General features: G+C 72.8%; 17 protein-coding genes. 13 read left to right on the top strand and 4 right to left on the bottom strand.

Features of this window, described 5'->3' with window-relative positions; translation table 11 throughout:
- The 10 genes from rplO (at position 1) to rplQ (ending at position 7,176) form a co-directional block, all read left to right on the top strand.
- Positions 1-747 carry a 50S ribosomal protein L15 gene (gene rplO / locus QRT05_RS12445; RefSeq protein ID WP_289447590.1) on the top strand — a complete coding sequence of 249 codons (747 nt, stop codon included), beginning with the start codon at positions 1-3 and terminating at the stop codon, positions 745-747.
- Positions 748-911: 164 nt separating this feature from the next.
- Positions 912-2,207 (top strand): preprotein translocase subunit SecY, encoded by a 1,296-nt coding sequence (secY, locus tag QRT05_RS12440; protein ID WP_289447589.1) that lies wholly within the window; start codon positions 912-914, stop codon positions 2,205-2,207.
- Entirely contained in the window at positions 2,204-2,803 is a 600-nt protein-coding gene (locus QRT05_RS12435) for an adenylate kinase (RefSeq protein ID WP_289447588.1), read from the top strand. Before secY ends, QRT05_RS12435 begins: the two co-directional genes overlap by 4 nt.
- Before the next feature lie 2 nt (positions 2,804-2,805).
- Positions 2,806-3,663, top strand: coding sequence for a type I methionyl aminopeptidase (gene map / locus QRT05_RS12430; RefSeq protein ID WP_289447587.1), 858 nt, complete (start codon positions 2,806-2,808; stop codon positions 3,661-3,663).
- A gap of 281 nt (positions 3,664-3,944) precedes the next feature.
- Positions 3,945-4,166 (top strand): translation initiation factor IF-1, encoded by a 222-nt coding sequence (gene infA / locus QRT05_RS12425; RefSeq protein WP_013770189.1) that lies wholly within the window; start codon positions 3,945-3,947, stop codon positions 4,164-4,166.
- Positions 4,167-4,232: 66 nt separating this feature from the next.
- Positions 4,233-4,346 (top strand): 50S ribosomal protein L36, encoded by a 114-nt coding sequence (gene rpmJ, locus QRT05_RS12420; RefSeq protein WP_013117849.1) that lies wholly within the window; start codon positions 4,233-4,235, stop codon positions 4,344-4,346.
- Positions 4,347-4,563: 217 nt separating this feature from the next.
- Positions 4,564-4,944: a 30S ribosomal protein S13 gene (gene rpsM, locus QRT05_RS12415; RefSeq protein ID WP_191784971.1), complete on the top strand. Its 381-nt coding sequence runs from the start codon at positions 4,564-4,566 to the stop codon at positions 4,942-4,944.
- Between the two features lie 71 nt (positions 4,945-5,015).
- Positions 5,016-5,417 carry a 30S ribosomal protein S11 gene (rpsK, locus tag QRT05_RS12410; RefSeq protein WP_123370304.1) on the top strand — a complete coding sequence of 134 codons (402 nt, stop codon included), beginning with the start codon at positions 5,016-5,018 and terminating at the stop codon, positions 5,415-5,417.
- A 133-nt stretch (positions 5,418-5,550) separates the two neighbouring features.
- Positions 5,551-6,561 (top strand): DNA-directed RNA polymerase subunit alpha, encoded by a 1,011-nt coding sequence (locus QRT05_RS12405; RefSeq protein ID WP_289447585.1) that lies wholly within the window; start codon positions 5,551-5,553, stop codon positions 6,559-6,561.
- 57 nt (positions 6,562-6,618) lie between these two features.
- The gene (gene rplQ / locus QRT05_RS12400; protein WP_289447584.1) at positions 6,619-7,176 is read left to right on the top strand and encodes a 50S ribosomal protein L17; all 558 of its coding nucleotides are present in this window, start codon (positions 6,619-6,621) and stop codon (positions 7,174-7,176) included.
- Between the two features lie 230 nt (positions 7,177-7,406).
- Here the strand turns inward: rplQ and QRT05_RS12395 are convergent, their stop codons facing one another.
- Entirely contained in the window at positions 7,407-11,939 is a 4,533-nt protein-coding gene (locus QRT05_RS12395) for a beta strand repeat-containing protein (protein WP_289447583.1), read from the bottom strand.
- Between the two features lie 210 nt (positions 11,940-12,149).
- Here QRT05_RS12395 and QRT05_RS12390 point away from each other — a divergent pair, with 210 nt between their 5' ends.
- Positions 12,150-12,872, top strand: coding sequence for an alpha/beta fold hydrolase (locus tag QRT05_RS12390; protein WP_289447582.1), 723 nt, complete (start codon positions 12,150-12,152; stop codon positions 12,870-12,872).
- A 12-nt stretch (positions 12,873-12,884) separates the two neighbouring features.
- Here QRT05_RS12390 and QRT05_RS12385 read toward each other — a convergent pair whose 3' ends face one another.
- Positions 12,885-13,670 (bottom strand): ROK family protein, encoded by a 786-nt coding sequence (locus QRT05_RS12385; RefSeq protein ID WP_289447580.1) that lies wholly within the window; start codon positions 13,668-13,670, stop codon positions 12,885-12,887.
- A gap of 38 nt (positions 13,671-13,708) precedes the next feature.
- Here QRT05_RS12385 and truA point away from each other — a divergent pair, with 38 nt between their 5' ends.
- Positions 13,709-14,581, top strand: coding sequence for a tRNA pseudouridine(38-40) synthase TruA (gene truA, locus QRT05_RS12380; protein WP_289447579.1), 873 nt, complete (start codon positions 13,709-13,711; stop codon positions 14,579-14,581).
- Between the two features lie 67 nt (positions 14,582-14,648).
- On the opposite strand, the gene QRT05_RS12375 is transcribed toward truA, so the two are convergent.
- Entirely contained in the window at positions 14,649-15,095 is a 447-nt protein-coding gene (locus tag QRT05_RS12375; RefSeq protein ID WP_289447578.1) for a DUF5709 domain-containing protein, read from the bottom strand.
- Positions 15,096-15,134: 39 nt separating this feature from the next.
- On the bottom strand, positions 15,135-15,458 hold the full coding sequence (locus QRT05_RS12370) for an excalibur calcium-binding domain-containing protein (protein WP_289447577.1): 324 nt from the start codon (positions 15,456-15,458) through the stop codon (positions 15,135-15,137).
- Between the two features lie 111 nt (positions 15,459-15,569).
- Between QRT05_RS12370 and QRT05_RS12365 the strand changes: the two genes are divergently transcribed.
- Positions 15,570-17,252 carry an ABC-F family ATP-binding cassette domain-containing protein gene (locus tag QRT05_RS12365; protein ID WP_289447576.1) on the top strand — a complete coding sequence of 561 codons (1,683 nt, stop codon included), beginning with the start codon at positions 15,570-15,572 and terminating at the stop codon, positions 17,250-17,252.
- Positions 17,253-17,256: the final 4 nt, after the last annotated feature.

The following is a 17,256-nucleotide window of genomic DNA, read 5'->3' as shown; positions in this document are numbered from 1 at the left end:
ATGGCTGACGACAAGAAGGCCAGCACGGAGTCCGCTGCGGAGGAGGCCCCCAAGGCCGCCGCCAAGAAGGCTCCCGCGAAGAAGGCAGCTGCTGCGGAGTCCGCTCCGACCGCCGCCGCCAAGAAGCCCGCTGCGAAGAAGGCGACCACGGCCAAGGCCGAGGCCGCCGGCGACGCGAAGGCCGAGAAGAAGCCTGCTGCGAAGAAGGCTCCCGCCAAGTCGGCGTCGGCTGCGGCCGCCCCGAAGGCGGAGAAGTCCGCTGCTGCGCTCGCCGCGGCCGAGGCTGCTGCGCAGCCCGGCAACGGTGGCACGCTCAAGGTGCACCACCTGCGTCCGGCCCCCGGCGCCAAGACCGCCAAGACCCGCGTGGGTCGTGGTGAGGCGTCCAAGGGCAAGACCGCGGGTCGCGGTACCAAGGGCACCAAGGCTCGCTACCAGGTTCCCACCCGCTTCGAGGGTGGTCAGATGCCGCTGCACATGCGTCTGCCCAAGCTTCGTGGCTTCAAGAACCCGTTCCGCGTCGAGTACCAGGTCGTCAACCTGGACAAGATCTCGGCGCTGTACCCGGACGGCGGCGACGTGACGGTCGCCGACCTGGTCGCCAAGGGTGCAGTCCGCAAGGGCCAGCCCGTCAAGGTGCTCGGCACCGGCGAGCTCACGGTCAAGGTCTCCGTCGCGGTGGACGCCTTCTCGGCGTCGGCCAAGGACGCGATCGTGGCCGCCGGCGGCAGCGTCTCGCAGGACTGATCGAACCGGACGAGGCCGGTGGTGCGTTCTCACGCCCACCGGCCTCGTTCCGTATCTGGACGGGCATCGGTTAGGGTGCCCCGGGTGCCCGAGCGACAGCCGGGCGACGCGGCCGGAACGACCCGGTCGAACGACATGCCGCTCCAGCGGTACAGGAGGAACAGGTGCTAGGCGCATTCGCGCGGGCGTTCAGGACGCCCGACCTGCGGCGGAAGCTGCTCTTCACGATCGGCATCATGGTCGTGTTCCGCATCGGCTCCTTCTTGCCGACGCCAGGGGTGTCCTACCCCAACGTCGAGAAGTGCATCGACGCCTCGGCGGACAACAACCTGCTCGGGCTCGTGAACCTCTTCTCGGGAGGCGCGCTGTCGCACCTCTCGGTGTTCGCGCTCGGGATCATGCCGTACATCACGGCGAGCATCATCATCCAGCTGCTGCGCGTGGTGATCCCCCGGTTCGAGGAGCTCCACAAGGAGGGCCAGTCCGGGACCGCGAAGCTCACGCAGTACACGCGGTACCTGACCATCGGCCTCGCCGTGCTGCAGTCGACGACGATCATCACGATCGCGCGCAGCGGCCAGCTGTTCAGCGGCTGCCAGTACGACGTGATCCCCGACGACTCGTGGGTCACGCTGCTCATCATGGTCATCACGATGACCGCCGGCACCGGCCTGATCATGTGGCTCGGCGAGCTCATCACGGAGCGCGGCGTCGGCAACGGCATGTCGCTGCTCATCTTCACCTCGATCGCCGCCTCGTTCCCGGGCGCGATGTGGTCCATCGCCGGTGCCGACAACGGCATCTCGAAGTTCATCATCGTGCTGCTCGTGATCGTCCTGGTGATCGGCCTCGTGGTCTTCGTCGAGCAGAGCCAGCGCCGCATCCCCGTGCAGTACGCCAAGCGGATGGTCGGTCGCCGCATGTACGGCGGCTCCAGCACGTACATCCCGATCAAGATCAACATGGCCGGTGTCATCCCGGTGATCTTCGCGTCGTCCCTGCTGGCCATCCCCGGCCTCATCGCGCAGTTCGGTGACCAGACGGCGGACTGGGTCCAGTGGGTCTCGCGGAACCTCGCGCTGCAGAGCGCGCCGCTGCACCTGCTGCTCTACGTGGTCCTGATCATCTTCTTCTGCTACTTCTACACGGCCATCACGTTCAACCCGGACGAGGTCGCCGACAACATGAAGAAGTACGGCGGGTTCATCCCGGGCATCCGCGCGGGCCGCCCGACCGCGGACTACCTCACGTACGTCATCTCGCGGATCACCGCCCCCGGGTCGATCTACCTCGCGCTCGTGGCGCTGATCCCGACGATCACGTTCATCGTGCTCGACGTGAACAGCAACATCCCGTTCGGTGGGTCGTCGATCCTCATCGTCGTCGGTGTCGGCCTGGAGACGGTCAAGCAGATCCAGTCGCAGCTGGAGCAGCGCCACTACGAGGGGTTCCTGCGATGAGCGCGCCCGAGAACGGCACGAGCGCCCGGCTCGTCCTGCTGGGCCCTCCGGGGGCCGGCAAGGGCACGCAGGCCGTGCGGCTCGCCGAGCGCCTCGGCGTCCCGGCGATCTCCACCGGTGACATCTTCCGCGCCAACATCAAGGGCGGCACGGAGCTCGGGGTGCTTGCGCAGTCCTACTCCTCGCGCGGCGCCCTGGTGCCGGACGAGGTCACGAACGCGATGGTGCGCGACCGTCTTGCCGAGGCGGACGCGGCCGAGGGCTTCCTGCTCGACGGCTACCCCCGCAACGTGGCCCAGGTGGGCGAGCTCGAGCAGATCCTCGCCGACTCCGGCCTGAGCCTCGACCTCGCGGTCGAGATCACCGCCGACCCCGAGGTCGTCACCGAGCGGCTGCTCAAGCGTGCGGAGATCGAGGGGCGCGAGGACGACACGGCAGACGTGATCCGCCACCGCCTCGACGTCTACGCCGAGCAGACGGCCCCCATCTCGGCGGTGTACGCCGAGCGCGGGCTGCTCGCCCAGGTCGACGGCATCGGCGAGGTCGACGAGGTCACCGAGCGGCTGCTGGCCGCGATCGGCGCCTCGGCGCGCTGATCATGTTCGGTCGCGAGCGCATCGAGCTCAAGACGCCCGAGCAGGTGCTGCTCATGCGTCGCGCGGGCCTCGTCGTGGCCGACGCGCACGCGGCGATCCGGGCGGCCGTGGTGCCGGGTGCGAGGACCCGTGACCTCGACGCCGTCGCGGCGGGGGTGCTCGCGGACGCGGGTGCCGCGTCGTCGTTCCTGGGCTACCACGGGTACCCCGCGGTGCTGTGCGTGTCCGTGAACGACGAGGTGGTGCACGGCATCCCCGGTGACCGCGTGCTGGAGCCGGGGGACGTCGTCTCGGCCGACTTCGGAGCCGTCGTCGACGGCTGGCACGGCGATGCCGCGTTCTCGATGGTCGTGCCGGGCACGGAGGGCACCGACGAGCGCGCCGCGGACGACGATCTCGTCGCGACGACGAAGGCCGCCATGTGGGCCGGCATCGCCGCCCTCGCGCGCGGCGAGCGCCTGGGAGCCGTGGGGGAGGCCGTCGAGGAGGTCGTGGACGCCGCGCAGGCGGCGGGCCTCAACGGCGGCGTGCACTACGGGATCGTCGAGGAGTACGTGGGCCACGGCATCGGCACCGCCATGCACCAGCCCCCCGACGTGCTGAACTACCGCGCCCGTGACCGCGGCCCCAGGCTGCGGCCCGGCATGTGCCTGGCGATCGAGCCGATGATCGTTCGCGGCTCGCGCGAGACGGCCGTGCTCGAGGACGACTGGACCGTGGTCACCACGGACGGCTCGCGAGCCGCCCACTGGGAGCACACGGTGGCGCTGCACGAGGGCGGCATCTGGGTGCTGACCGCGCCCGACGGTGGCGCCGCGGAGCTCGGCGCGCTCGGCGTCGAGATCGCCGCGCTGGACTGACCCGCGGCGGGGAGTTGCCGCCACGCGCGCGAGGGCGGCGGTGTCCTGCACGTCACGTCGGCGGCGGTTTCGTCCGCTGGGGCTCATGGCGTAGAGTTGTCCGTTGGGTGTGTGCGCCCTGCGCGTTTGCGAGCCTCTCGTCGTCCGGTCTCCCGGGCACTCGGCAGGAGCTCGAGCGACATCGCACCCGCTCCCCACGGAGTTCGGATTCGGACGGCAGCACTGCCGCGCGAGCGAGGTCGTCGTGGGTCGTTCCAGCAGACCGACAGTTAGCGGAGGACATGGCGAAGAAGGACGGCGTCATCGAGATCGAGGGAAGTGTCGTCGAGGCACTCCCCAACGCGATGTTCCGAGTGGAGCTCACCAACGGCCACAAGGTTCTCGCGCACATCTCGGGAAAGATGCGCCAGCACTACATCCGGATCCTCCCCGAGGACCGCGTGGTGGTGGAGCTGAGCCCGTACGACCTGTCCCGCGGGCGCATCGTCTACCGCTACAAGTAATCACCACATCAACACGCCGTCATGTCCCCCGTCGAGGGGAACCGTACGGCGGCGGAGGAACACGCGATGAAGGTCAAGCCCAGCGTCAAGAAGATCTGCGACAAGTGCAAGGTGATCCGCCGGCACGGTCGCGTCCAGGTGATCTGCGAGAACCTGCGCCACAAGCAGCGCCAGGGCTGATGCCCTGACGCCGTCGGCGTCTCGCAGTACCGGCAGGACAGCAGGACCAGCAGGACCAGCAGTACGGCGGCTCCCCGGGAGCCGGCACAGCGCACCACCACTCCGGTGCTCGGCCTCGCGGCCGGGACCGGCGAACCCTCGGTCGGAGGCCGGGGCCCGCAGCACGCGGGAAGGTGGCGCGGAAGACCTCCGACGCAGTTCAGGAGCCACCAGGCACATGGCACGTCTTATCGGAGTGGACCTCCCCCGCGAGAAGCGGCTGGAGATCGCACTGACCTACATCTACGGGGTCGGGCGCACGCGCGCCAAGCAGACCCTGGCCGCCACCGGCATCTCCGGTGACCTTCGCGTGAAGGACATGGGCGACACCGAGCTCGTCGCCCTGCGCGACTACCTCGAGGCCAGCTTCAAGCTCGAGGGTGACCTCCGCCGTGAGGTCGCCGCCGACATCCGCCGCAAGGTCGAGATCGGCTGCTACGAGGGCCTGCGTCACCGCCGCGGCCTCCCGGTGCGCGGTCAGCGCACGAAGACCAACGCGCGTACCCGCAAGGGCCCCAAGCGCACCGTGGCCGGCAAGAAGAAGGCCGGGCGCAAGTAGCCCTGTCCGCCGCAGCAGGTGCCGCCAGGCGCCGCGCAGCCGGACCCTCGTCCCTGTAGAGAGAAGAAGACATGCCTCCCAAGACCCGTTCCGCAGTGCGCAAGCCGCGCCGCAAGGAGAAGAAGAACGTCTCCCACGGCCAGGCGCACATCAAGAGCACGTTCAACAACACGATCATCTCGATCACCGACCCGTCGGGCGCCGTCATCGCGTCGGCGTCGTCGGGCCAGGTCGGCTTCAAGGGCTCGCGCAAGTCGACGCCCTTCGCCGCCCAGCTCGCCGCCGAGGCCGCCGCTCGTCGTGCGCAGGAGCACGGCATGCGCAAGGTCGACGTCTTCGTGAAGGGCCCGGGCTCGGGCCGCGAGACCGCCATCCGCTCGCTGCAGGCGACCGGCCTCGAGGTGGGCTCGATCCAGGACGTGACGCCCCAGGCGCACAACGGCTGCCGCCCGCCGAAGCGTCGCCGCGTCTGACCATCCGTACCCCGGGGGCGGCCACGCCGCCCCCGGGGGTTCTGCCTGTCCCGCCCCGGTGGACCGAGACCGCGGCGGCCTGTAGTACCTGCGGTGCGTCATATGGCGGACGCTCGCTGAGAGGAATCACACCGTGCTGATCGCACAGCGCCCCACCCTGACCGAAGAGGTCATCTCGGAGAACCGCTCGCGGTTCTCCATCGAGCCGCTCGAGCCCGGCTTCGGCTACACGCTCGGCAACTCGCTGCGCCGGACGCTGCTGTCCTCCATCCCCGGTGCCGCCGTCACGTCCATCCGGATCGACGGCGTGCTGCACGAGTTCTCCACCGTGCCCGGGGTCAAGGAGGATGTCACCGAGATCATCCTCAACATCAAGCAGCTGGTCGTCTCCTCGGAGAACGACGAGCCCGTGGTGATGTACCTGCGCAAGCAGGGTGCGGGCGAGGTCTCCGCCGCCGACATCGTGCCCCCGGCCGGTGTCGAGGTGCACAACCCCGACCTGCACCTGGCGACCCTGAACGACAAGGGCAAGCTCGAGATCGAGCTGACGGTCGAGCGTGGCCGTGGCTACGTCTCCGCCAACCAGAACAAGTCGTACGACACCGAGATCGGCCGCATCCCGGTCGACTCGATCTACTCGCCCGTCCTCAAGGTGACCTACAAGGTCGAGGCGACGCGAGTCGAGCAGCGCACCGACTTCGACAAGCTCATCGTCGACGTCGAGACCAAGGCCGCGATCAGCCCGCGTGACGCGCTCGCGTCCGCCGGCAAGACCCTGGTCGAGCTCTTCGGCCTGGCTCGTGAGCTCAACGTCGAGGCCGAGGGCATCGAGATCGGCCCGTCCCCGACGGACGCCGCGCTCGCCGCCGACCTCGCGCTGCCGATCGAGGACCTGCAGCTGACGATCCGGTCGTACAACTGCCTCAAGCGCGAGGGCATCCACTCCGTGGGTGAGCTCGTGGCCCGCTCCGAGGCCGACCTGCTGGACATCCGCAACTTCGGTGCGAAGTCGATCACCGAGGTCAAGGAGAAGCTGGCCGAGCTCGGACTGTCCCTCAAGGACAGCCCGCTCGACTTCGACCCCACCACCGCCGCCTACTACGGCGACGACGAGGGCGACTTCGTCGAGGACGAGCAGTACTGACATCAGCACGAGCAGTACTGACTCGGTACTGACGATGAACTTCCAAGGAGACTGACCATGCCTACGCCCACCAAGGGTCCCCGGCTCGGTGGCGGACCGGCTCACGAGCGGCTGATCCTCGCGAACCTCGCGACGGCGCTGTTCGAGCACAAGCGCATCACGACGACGGAGACCAAGGCCAAGCGCCTGCGTCCCCTCGCCGAGCGCCTGATCACGTTCGCCAAGCGCGGTGACCTGCACGCGCGCCGCCGCGTGATGACCGTCGTCAAGGACAAGAGCGTGGTGCACGCGCTGTTCACCGAGATCGCCCCGGCCATGGCCGAGCGCGAGGGTGGCTACACGCGCATCACCAAGATCGGCCCGCGCAAGGGCGACAACGCGCCCATGGCCGTGATCGAGCTCGTCCTCGAGCCCGTCTCGCCGAAGCAGGCCGTCGTCCGCGAGGCGACGAAGGCCGCCAAGAAGGCCGCTCCCAAGGCCGAGGCCGCCCCGGTCGAGGAGGCTCCCGCTGCGGAGGCTCCCGCCGAGGAGACCGCCGCCGAGGCTCCCGCCGACGAGACCACCGTCGACGCGACCGAGGCGCCCGCCGCCGAGGAGTCGGCCGACAAGGCCTGACGCCAGCACGTCGAGGGCCCGGGTACCGCACGGCGGTACCCGGGCCCTCGTGCATCCGGGGCCCGTGCTGGGCCCCCGGGAAGTGCGCGGCGGGTCACCGGGGGAGCGCGGGTGCCAGAGCTGGGCCCCTTCCGGGTTCCTCGGGGTTCCCCGGCATCGCGAAGGGGCCCGGACCGTAGCGGTCCGGGCCCCTTCGTCACGGTCGCTCGCCGGTCAGGCGAGCACCGGGGTCACACGGTGCGGCGACGAGCACGCAGCACGACCGCCCCCACGCCCAGCAGCACCGTGAGCGCGCCCAGCAGCGCCGGGCCCGCGAGCGTGGCGCCGGTGCCGGCCAGCGAGTCGCCCGCGGCGAGCACGTGCAGCGTCGCGCTGGCCGATGCCCCCGATGCGCCGCGGACCACCACGGTGTGCGTGCCGACGGGCGTGCTGGCCGGGATCACCGCGCTGGTGTGCACCGTGCCGTCCGCGTCCGCGTGCGTGGAGACCAGGAGCGTCGGCGTGGAGTGCAGCACCACGTCGACCTTCTCGCCGGCCGCGAAGCCCCCGCCGTCGACGTGGATCGATCCGCCGGCCTCGACGGACCCCGTCGAGAGCGTGATGCGTGCGGGATCACTGCCCGGCTCGGTGGTTGGGTCGGTCCCCGGCTCCGTGCCGGGGTCGGTCCCCGGGTCCGTGCCCTCGTCCACGGGGGCCGTCACGACGAGCGTCACGGTCGCCGTCGCATCCTGCCCGACCCCGTTGGATGCCGTGAGCGTCACGCGGCTGCTCCCGACCGCCGCCGGCGTCCCGGTGAGGCGGCCGCCTCCCGTGCCCGGAACCCAGGTCACGCCGGCGGGAAGGCCGGTGGCGACGACGGTCGGGGTGGGGAATCCGGTCGCCGCGACCTCGACGGCCACCGACGAGCCGAGCGCCACCGTGACCGTGGGCTCGACGCTCATGGCAGGCTGCGACTGGACGGTGACGGTCCACGGCACGACGACCGCCGTGCCGATCCCGTTGCCGACGGTCAGCGTCACGGCGTGGTTGCCCTGCTCGCGGGTGGAGCCGGTGAGGCGCACCTCGTGCGCGTCCTGGGTGATCGTCAGCCCGGCGGGCAGGCCGGTGGCGCTCACGGTCGGGACGGGATAGCCGCTCACCGTGGTGAGCAGCGCGTCGACGCGTGCGCCGGCGGTGACCGTGGTGGCCCCGTGGTCGTCGGCCGCGCCCGGCGGTGCGGAGACCGCGAGCCGGACCACGGCCGTGTCGGAGCCCTGGTTGTTGGTCGCCTCGACGGTGATGGGGTCGACGGGACCGGCGTCCGACGCGTCGGGCGTCCCGGTGAACGTGCCCGTCGCCGGGTCGAACGTGAGCCACGCCGGCAGGTCCGTGACGCTCAGCGTGGGTGCCGGGTGGCCGGTCGCCTCGACGGTCAGCGTCGAGGTGGCGCCGGCCGGGAACGTCACGGTGCCGGTCGGCTGCTCGAGCACGGGCGGAGCGAGGACGTCCACCTCGACGGTGCTGCGGGCGTCGGCGTCGATCCCGTTGTGCGCCGTGAGCTCGGCCGTGAAGTGCCCCGAGACGGTCGGCGTCCCGACGATGGCGAGGCCGTCGCCCTCGTCGCTGAGCCGCAGTCCCGCAGGGAGCCCCGTGGCGGTGACCCGCGGCACCGGGTAGCCGGTGACCGACACCGGGGCGGGCACGAGCGCCGTGCCCAGGTGCGCCGACAGCGATGCGGGTGCCGAGATCCGGGCCGCGTCGTCCACCACGACGGTCCAGCTCGTCGAGGTGCTGCCGGCCGAGCTGGACAGCGTCACGGTGACCTGTGCGGGCCCGGCGACCGTGGGCGTGCCGCTCAGGTGGATCGCGCCGCCGTCGGCCGCGGCCTCCAGGCCGGCGGGCAGGCCCGAGAACGAGACGCTGGGCGTCGGGTGCCCGGCGAACCCGCCGACGGTGCTGTCGACGACGGCGCCGAGTCGCAGGTGCGTCGTCGTCGGCGCCGGGGCGAAGGCGGGCTCGGCGGAGACGAGGATGCGCACCGTGGTCGCGGGGCTGCTCCCCAGGCCGTTCTCGGCGCGGAGGTCCACCGAGTACGTGCCGGGGACGTCGGGGGTGCCGACGACGGAACCCGTGACCGGGTCGAACCGCAGGCCGCTCGGCAGGGCCGGGCTCGCCACGCGGATCGGCGCGGGGTAGCCCGAGACCGCGACGGGGACCTCGGCCTCGACGCCGACCGGCAGCGTGACGCTGCTCGCGACGTCGATCGACGGGATGGACCACACGGACCACCCGACGGTCGCCTGGGCGTCCTCGTCGACCCCGTTGCGGGCGGTCAGCTGGGCCACGAAGGGCCCGCCCGCGCCCAGCGGGGTGCCCGTCAGGCGCACGGTGCCGTCGGGGTCCGTGACCACCGCGACGCCCGTGGGCAGGCCGGTCGCGGTCACGATCGGCCGGGGGAAGCCCCCGACCGAGCCGATGCGGGTCGTCGGCAGCGCCGCACCCGCGGTGGCGTGCCCGTCGGGCGCGGTGACGTCGAGCGACGCCGGCGTGGTGACCCGCACCGCGAGCGTGGCGGTCGTGGCACCCGACCCGTTGGTGGCCGTGATCGTGAAAGGACCCGCGTCGCCCTCGTCGGCGGCCGACGGGGTGCCGGAGAACGTCCCGGTCGCCGCGTCGAAGGCGAGCCACGCCGGGAGCGTGCCGGACACGCTGAGCGAGGGGCGCTCGTAGCCGCGCACGTCGAGCGTGAGCGACGTCGGCCGGCCCGCGCGCGCGACGATCGTCGGGGTCGCGTCGCCGAAGGACGGCGTCAGCAGTGATCGGAGCGTGACGTCGCGGCTGACGGGCAGCCCCACTCCGTTGTCGGCAGTGATCCGCACGGTGGTGGTGCCCGTCGACGACGGCGTGCCCGAGAGCGTGAGGGCGCCGGGGACGCCGTCCTCGACGGTCACGCCGGCCGGGATCGCGGCGGCGCCCCCGTCGACCGCGGTCAGGGTGAGCGTCGGGACGGGGTAGCCCGTCGCCGCGTAGGCGGCCGCGAGGGGCGAGCCCACGTGCGCATCGACCGTGGACGGGCCCGTCAGCACGGGCGGTGCCTCGACGGTGTACCCGAACGTGACCGCGGACCCGGTGCCGAAGGTGTTGGACGGCGTGAGGTGGACGGTCCCGGTGCCCGCAGCCGCGCTGGTCGGCGTGCCGTCGATGACGGTCTCACCGGCGTCCACGCTGACGCGGAGACCGGCCGGCAGCCCGTCCGGGACCACCGTGGGCAGCGGGTAGCCGGTGAGGGCCAGCGGGATCCGGACCGGCACGCCGGCGCGGAGGGTCGCGTCCGCGGGCGCCGTGAGGGCCGCGGGGGTGCCGACCAGCACGCCGAACGTGCGGCTCGCGTCGCCGGCCGTGTTGTGGGCGGTCACGGTCACCGTGGAGGTGCCGTCGGCGGCGGGCGTCCCGGTGATGCGCACGCCCGTGCCGGTCCGCGTCGTGGTGAGGCCACCGGGCAGTCCGGCCACGAGGACGGAGGGCGCCGGCACGCCGCCGACGGCGATGTCGACGGGGGAGACCGCGACGCCGCGCACCAGCTCGAGGTCGGCAGTTGCGGCGACGGTGGGGGGCGTGGCGACCGTGACCGGGACGGAGACCTGCTTGGTCGCGAAGCCGGAATCGAGCGTGGTGACGACCGTGTACGTGCCGCCCGCGGTGGGCGTGCCGGTCAGCTCCAGGGTGCCGTTCCTGACCCGCAGCGCCGTGCCCGACGGCAGGCCGGAGGTCAGCGTCGCGGCGGCCACGGGGGTGGAGGCGACCGTGCCGAGCGTGACCGGGCCGGGGGCGCCGACCGTGGTCGCCGGGCTCGACGCCGGGGTGAACGTGACGGGCGAGGGCACGACGACCCGGATGTCACGATCGGCCACGAGCGAGTCGGTGACCGTCGCGTGAACGTGCACGGTGGTGTCGGCGTAGGCCGTGGGCGAGCCGGAGACCGTGAGGCGGCTCTGGTGGTCACCCTTGACGCTCGATCCGGTGAGCCAGGCGGGCCCGCCCGAGATCGACACGTTCGGCTCCGGGAACCCAGTGACGTCGAGCGTCCTCGTGGTCGTCGTCGAGACGGGGAAGACCCAGGGGCCGGGGTCGGGGATGGCCGGCTGCTCGTAGGTGGGCTCGTTCATCACGAACCCGAGGCTGGTGAACGTGACGGCCGTCGTGGTGTCCTGCAGCGTGCCGCTGACCGTGAGGCGGAGCGTGCGGATCTGCGTGAGGTCGGGCAGGGGCTGGTTCCACGCGGGCGCGAGCCACGCCGGGTCGGCGGGGTTGGCGGGGTCGGCCGCGTAGCGGACGCTGAGGAAGTTGTCCTCCTTGCCGCGCGCGAGCCCCCCGGCGGTGCCCGTCCGGCCGTTCACGTCGGTCACCTGGATGCCGAAGCTGATCGGGTTGCCGTCCCGCTGCGGCTGGACGTCCTGGTACTTCATGACGATGCGGTCGACCGTGTGGCCGTTGGTGATGTCGACGGGGTTGGCCGGCGTCCAGTCCACCCAGGTGCCCGCGATCGCGCAGGCGCTGTTGCCGGGCGTGTACCGCCCGGGCATGGTGACGCGCATCTGGCCGCCCGAGACGACCACCGACGACCCCTGCGAGGGCTCGCAGGTCCAGTCGCTCGTGGCCGGGACCGTGCGCGGACCCATGCTGTGCCCGTTGAAGTCGTCGATGGTGAAGCCGACGGGGTCGGCGGCCGCCGCGGGCAGCGCGGCCGCCGACAGCCCCGCGCCGAGCACGAGGCCTGCGGCCACGGTGAAGGCGGCTGCTCGACGGCGAGCGCCGGGGCGAAGGACAGGGGGGAGAGTGCGCACGGGGATCCTCACGTTGGCCGGGTGCAGGCACGGTCGTCAGCGAACCTAGGGGCTGCGTCGACGCGCGCGGGCCCGGCTACGCCGGGTATGCCGTCGATGACGGGTATGTCTTGGTCCGAACGAGTGAGCCGCCGCGGGTACGGTGGCGAGGTGGTCCTGCCCGTGGTCCTGGTGCACGGGCTGCGCACGTCCCGCACCATGTGGCGTCACCAGGTGGAGGCGCTCGAGCGGGCCGGACGCGGGGCCGTCGCGGTGGACCTGCCGGGCCACGGGACCCGCCTCGACGAGCCGTTCACGCTCGCGGCCGCGGTCGAGACCGTGCGCGTGGCCGTCGAGCAGGTGGGGGACCGCGCGCTCGTCGTGGGGGTGTCGTTGGGCGGCTACACGGCCATCGCGCACGCCGCGCGGCACCCGGACCAGGTGGCGGGTCTGGTCGCCGCGAGCTGCTCCACCCGCCCGGCGGCGGCGTTGCTGACGGCGTGGGGCGTCGCCGCGCACGGCATCGCGCGGCTTCCCGACCGCGGGGCGTGGCTGAACCGGACGCTGGTCGCCCGGACCATCCCCGCAGCCGGTGCTGCCGACGTGGGCGCCGGCGGCTACGCGCTCGACGCGACCGTGCCGGTGCTGCGAGCGATGCGGGAGGCACGGCCGCTGGAGGACCTGGCCCGCATCGACGCGCCCGTCTGGATCGTCAACGGTGCCCTCGACCACTTCCGCGGCGAGGAGCGCAGGTTCCTGGCCGCCTGCTCCGACGGCCGCCTCGTGGTGATCCCGCGCGCGACCCACCTGGTGAGCGCCGTCGCGCCCGTCGCGTTCACCCGCGTCGTGCTGGAGGCCGCCGACGAGCTCGACGCGGCTGGCCCGGGTGGATGACGCGCGGGTGGCTCACGCGGTCGGGCCGGCCGCCGGCCGGGTGCCGAGGTCCCAGGCCCGCACGCCGCCGGTGATCCCCGCCTTGTTGGAGGCGATCACCACCCGGTCGCCGAGGCGTGACCGCACCGCGGGCGACACGTTGTGCGCGTTCCCGCCGCCGAGGTAGAGCGTGTCCCACCGCACCACGGGCCACAGGCCGTCGACCATGCGCTGGACCCGTCGCGACCAGAGCGTGTTGCCGAGCCGCCGCCGTTCGACCTGCCCGATGTACACGTCGTACGTCAGGCCACGGCGGACGGGCGCGTGCGACAGCTCCAGGTGCGGGGCGAGCACGCCCTCGTCGAACAGTGCCGCGCCCAGACCGGTCCCGAGGGTCAGCACCAGCTCGATGCCCTGGCCGGTCACCAGGCCCGCGCCGTGCACCTCGGCGTCGTTGAGCACCAGGGTCGGCAGCCCCAGTCGCTCGGCGATGAGTGCACGGATGTCGCAGCCCTGCCACGCGGCGGCCAGCGCGGGCACGACCGCCGTGCGCGGTCCCGCGCGCGTGACGTAGTGCGGTGTGGCCACCACGACGCCGTGCCGGATCATGCCGGGCACGCCCACGGTGACCCGGTGGGCGCGGGGCAGGTCCGCCGCGATCTCGGCGATGGTCTCCACCAGGCGCTCGGGTGGGAGCGGGTACGGGGTCCTGACGCGCACGGGCGAGGTGTGCAGCGTCCCATCGGCGTCCAGCACCGAGGCCTTGATGCCGCTGCCGCCGCAGTCGACACCCAGCGTGTACGGCTCGCCGCGGGTCACGCGCCCCACCGTAGCGAGCGGCCGCCTACCGTGGGTGCGTGACCCGGCTGCGCCTCGACCTCGCCTACGACGGCACCGCGTTCGCGGGATGGGCGGTGCAACCCACGCTCAGGACCGTGCAGGGGGTGCTCGAGGCGGGGCTGGCCACGGTGCTGCGCACGGAGGTCCGTGGAGAGCCGGCCCCGCGCCTGACGGTGGCGGGGCGCACGGACGCCGGCGTGCACGCGCGCGGACAGGTCGCGCACGTCGACGTCGACCCGGACGTGCTCGAGCAGGTGCGCGGGCGCAGCGACCGGCCCGCTCTGGACGCGCTCGTCTCCCGGCTTGCCGGCGTGCTGCCACCGGACGTCGTGGTGCACCGGGCCACGGTCGCGCCCGAGGGCTTCGACGCCCGCTTCTCGGCCGTCCGCCGCCGGTACGCCTACCGGCTCTCGGACGACGCGGCGCTCCGCGACCCGCTGCTGCGCGGGCACCTCGTGTGGCACCGGCGGCCGCTCGACGTGGGGGCCATGGAGGCGGCGGCCGCACCGCTCGTGGGCCTGCACGACTTCGCGGCGTACTGCAAGCCCCGCCCCGACGCCACGACGATCCGCACGCTCGAGCGGTACTCGTGGTCCCGCGACGAGGCGGGCGTGGTGGTCGCCGACGTGCAGGCCGACGCGTTCTGCCACTCGATGGTGCGCTCGCTCGTCGGGGCGGCCCTGGCCGTGGGCGAGGGCCGCCGACCGGTCGACTGGCCGGCGCAGCTGCTGGCCGCGCGGGCCAGGGATGCCGGCGTGCACGTTGCGCCCGCGCACGGCCTGACGCTCGAGGAGGTGGAGTACCCGGCCGACGCCGAGGTCGCCTCCCGGGCCGCCCAGACCCGTGCGCGCCGGGCCCTCGAGGAGGCGGCCCCGCCGCCCTGCTGCTGACCGAGCGAGGGCTGCCCGAGCGAGTGCTACCCGAGCAAAGGCTGCCCGAGCGCGACGTCCGCCGGGGTCAGTCGTCGTCGTCGTCGCGGTACCGGTCCTCGTCGACGTACTCCTCCTCGACGAGGTGGATGGCGGCCTCCTCGGCGCTCGCGGCCCCGCCGGAGACGCCCGCGTCGATCGCGAACGCGTCGGTGCCGCCGGCCTCGACCGCGCCGTCGTCCTCCACCAGCCGACCCGCGCGCAGCTCCTCGCGCTCGCCGCTCACCCTCGGGCGCTGCTCCCAGACCTCGGGCTCCTCCTGGGCCGCGCGCTGGTCGATCGTCTCCCGATGGCTCTCCTCCCACGCGGTCTCGCCGTAGTGGGTGGCCCGGTCGCGCTCAGGCGGGCTGTAGCCCTCGTCGAGCAGGTCGTCGACACCGCGGTCGACCAGCGTGTCCTCGCGGGGCAGCTGGTCGGTGTCGCCCTCGCTGCCGAGGGCCGGGTCGGTACGGGTCGCGGACGTGTCATCACTCATGCCACGACACTCGCACCGCGCGGCCGAGTGCGCCAGACGTCAGCTCTCGCAGGCGATGCCGTCCTTGTCGCGGTCGAGCTTCTTGTTGGCCGCGTACAGCGCGGCGCTGACCTTCGGCTTGTGCTTCGACTTCGCGGCGACCTTGTGGCCGGAGACCGTCTTGGTGTTGTGCACCTTGGAGCTCTTGGCGACGCCGCCCGCGTAGGACCGGTGCATCGCGGTGCAGTTCTTGAAGACCTTCGTCTTGGCGGCGTGCGCGCTGGTGACGGTGCTTCCGGCCGTGGGGCCGCACGCCTCGGCGGCCGCGGCGGGTGCGACGAGCAGGACGAGGGCGAGGGCTGCTGCGGCGAGGGGGCGGCGCATGGGGACTCCCGAGGTCGAGGCTGGTACCTGACTCATCGACAGGTCGGGACGGCGAGATGAGGAGCTGGCCGGAATTCGCCCGCGGGGTGCGCGGGACCGCACACTCATCCCGTGGGACACATCGACATCGCCGCCGTGAGCTACGTCCTCTCGGACGGCCGCCCGCTGCTCGACGACGTCACCTTCCGGGTGGCCGACGGCGCGCGCGTGGCGCTCGTGGGTCCCAACGGCGCGGGCAAGTCGACCCTGCTGCGCATCGTGGCGGGCGACGAGGCGCCGCACTCCGGGACGGTCGGGCGCAGCGGCGGGCTGGGCATCATGCGCCAGGACATCGGGCGCGTGGACGACGACCGCTCGATCCGCAGCCTGCTCGCATCGCTGGCCGCGCCGGCCGTGCGTGACGCCGCCGTCGAGCTGGCGGCCGCGGAGCTCGCGATCATGACGATGGACGACGAGCCCTCGCAGATGCGCTACGCGCAGGCGCTCGTGGACTGGGCCGACGTCGGCGGGTACGAGGCCGAGGCCGGGTGGGACCGCGTCACCGACGCGGTGCTGTCCGTGCCGTTCGAGCGAGCCCAGCACCGCGAGGTGCGCACGCTGTCCGGCGGGGAGCAGAAGCGCCTGGTGCTCGAGGCGCTCCTGCGGGGGCCCGACGAGGTGCTCCTGCTCGACGAGCCGGACAACGCGCTCGACGTGCCGACCAAGCGCTGGCTCGAGGAGCGGCTGGTCGCCTCGGACAAGACGGTGCTGTTCGTCAGCCACGACCGCGAGCTCCTGGCCCGAGTGGCCACCCACGTCGCGACCCTCGAGCCCACGGCGGTCGGGGCATCGGTGTGGGTGCACGGCGGCGGGTTCGGCACCTACCACGCGGCCCGCGAGGACCGCCGCAGCAGGCTCGAGGAGCAGCTGCGGCGCTGGGACGAGGAGCATGCCAAGCTCAAGGACCTCGTGCTCACGCTGAAGACGAAGTCGGCGTTCAACGACGGCCTCGCCTCGCGCTACCAGGCGGCCCAGACGCGCCTGCGCAAGTTCGAGGAGGCCGGCCCGCCCACGGTGCTGGCCCGCGAGCAGAACGTGCGCGTGCGGCTGCGCGGCGGGCGGACCGCCAAGCGTGCCGTGGTGGCCGACGGGCTCGAGCTGACCGGCCTGATGAAACCCTTCGACCTCGAGGTCTGGTTCGGGGAGCGCGTCGCCGTGCTCGGCTCCAACGGGTCGGGCAAGTCGCACTTCCTGCGTCTGCTGGCCGGCGGGGGCTCGGACCCGGGCCCGGAGCACCTTCCCGCGGGCGACGTCCCCGTCGCGGCCGTGAACCACGCGGGTCGCGTCATGCTCGGCTCCCGCGTGCGGCCCGGGTGGTTCGCGCAGAACCATGCCCACCCGGAGCTGGTGGGTCGCACGCTGCTGGAGATCCTGCACCGCGGTGACACCCACCGTGCGGGGATGGGCCGGGAGCCCGCGAGCAAGGCGCTCGACCGCTACGAGCTGGTCGGTGCCGCCGAGCAGCGGTACGAGACGCTGTCGGGCGGCCAGCAGGCGCGCCTCCAGATCCTGCTGCTGGAGCTGGGCGGCGCCACGCTGCTGCTGCTCGACGAGCCCACCGACAACCTCGACCTGCACTCCGCCGAGGCGCTCGAGGCCGGCCTGGACGCGTTCGAGGGCACGGTCATGGCCGTGACCCACGACCGCTGGTTCACGCGGACGTTCGACCGGTTCCTGGTGTTCGGCGCCGACGGCACGGTCGTCGAGACCCCCGAACCGGTCTGGGACGTCGAGCGGGTGGCACGCGCGCGCTGACGCG

Source organism: Cellulomonas edaphi (assembly GCF_030362815.1).
Classification (GTDB): domain Bacteria; phylum Actinomycetota; class Actinomycetes; order Actinomycetales; family Cellulomonadaceae; genus Cellulomonas; species Cellulomonas edaphi.
Note: the sequence above shows the minus strand (reverse complement) of the source record. Positions and strands in the feature narration are given on the sequence as shown.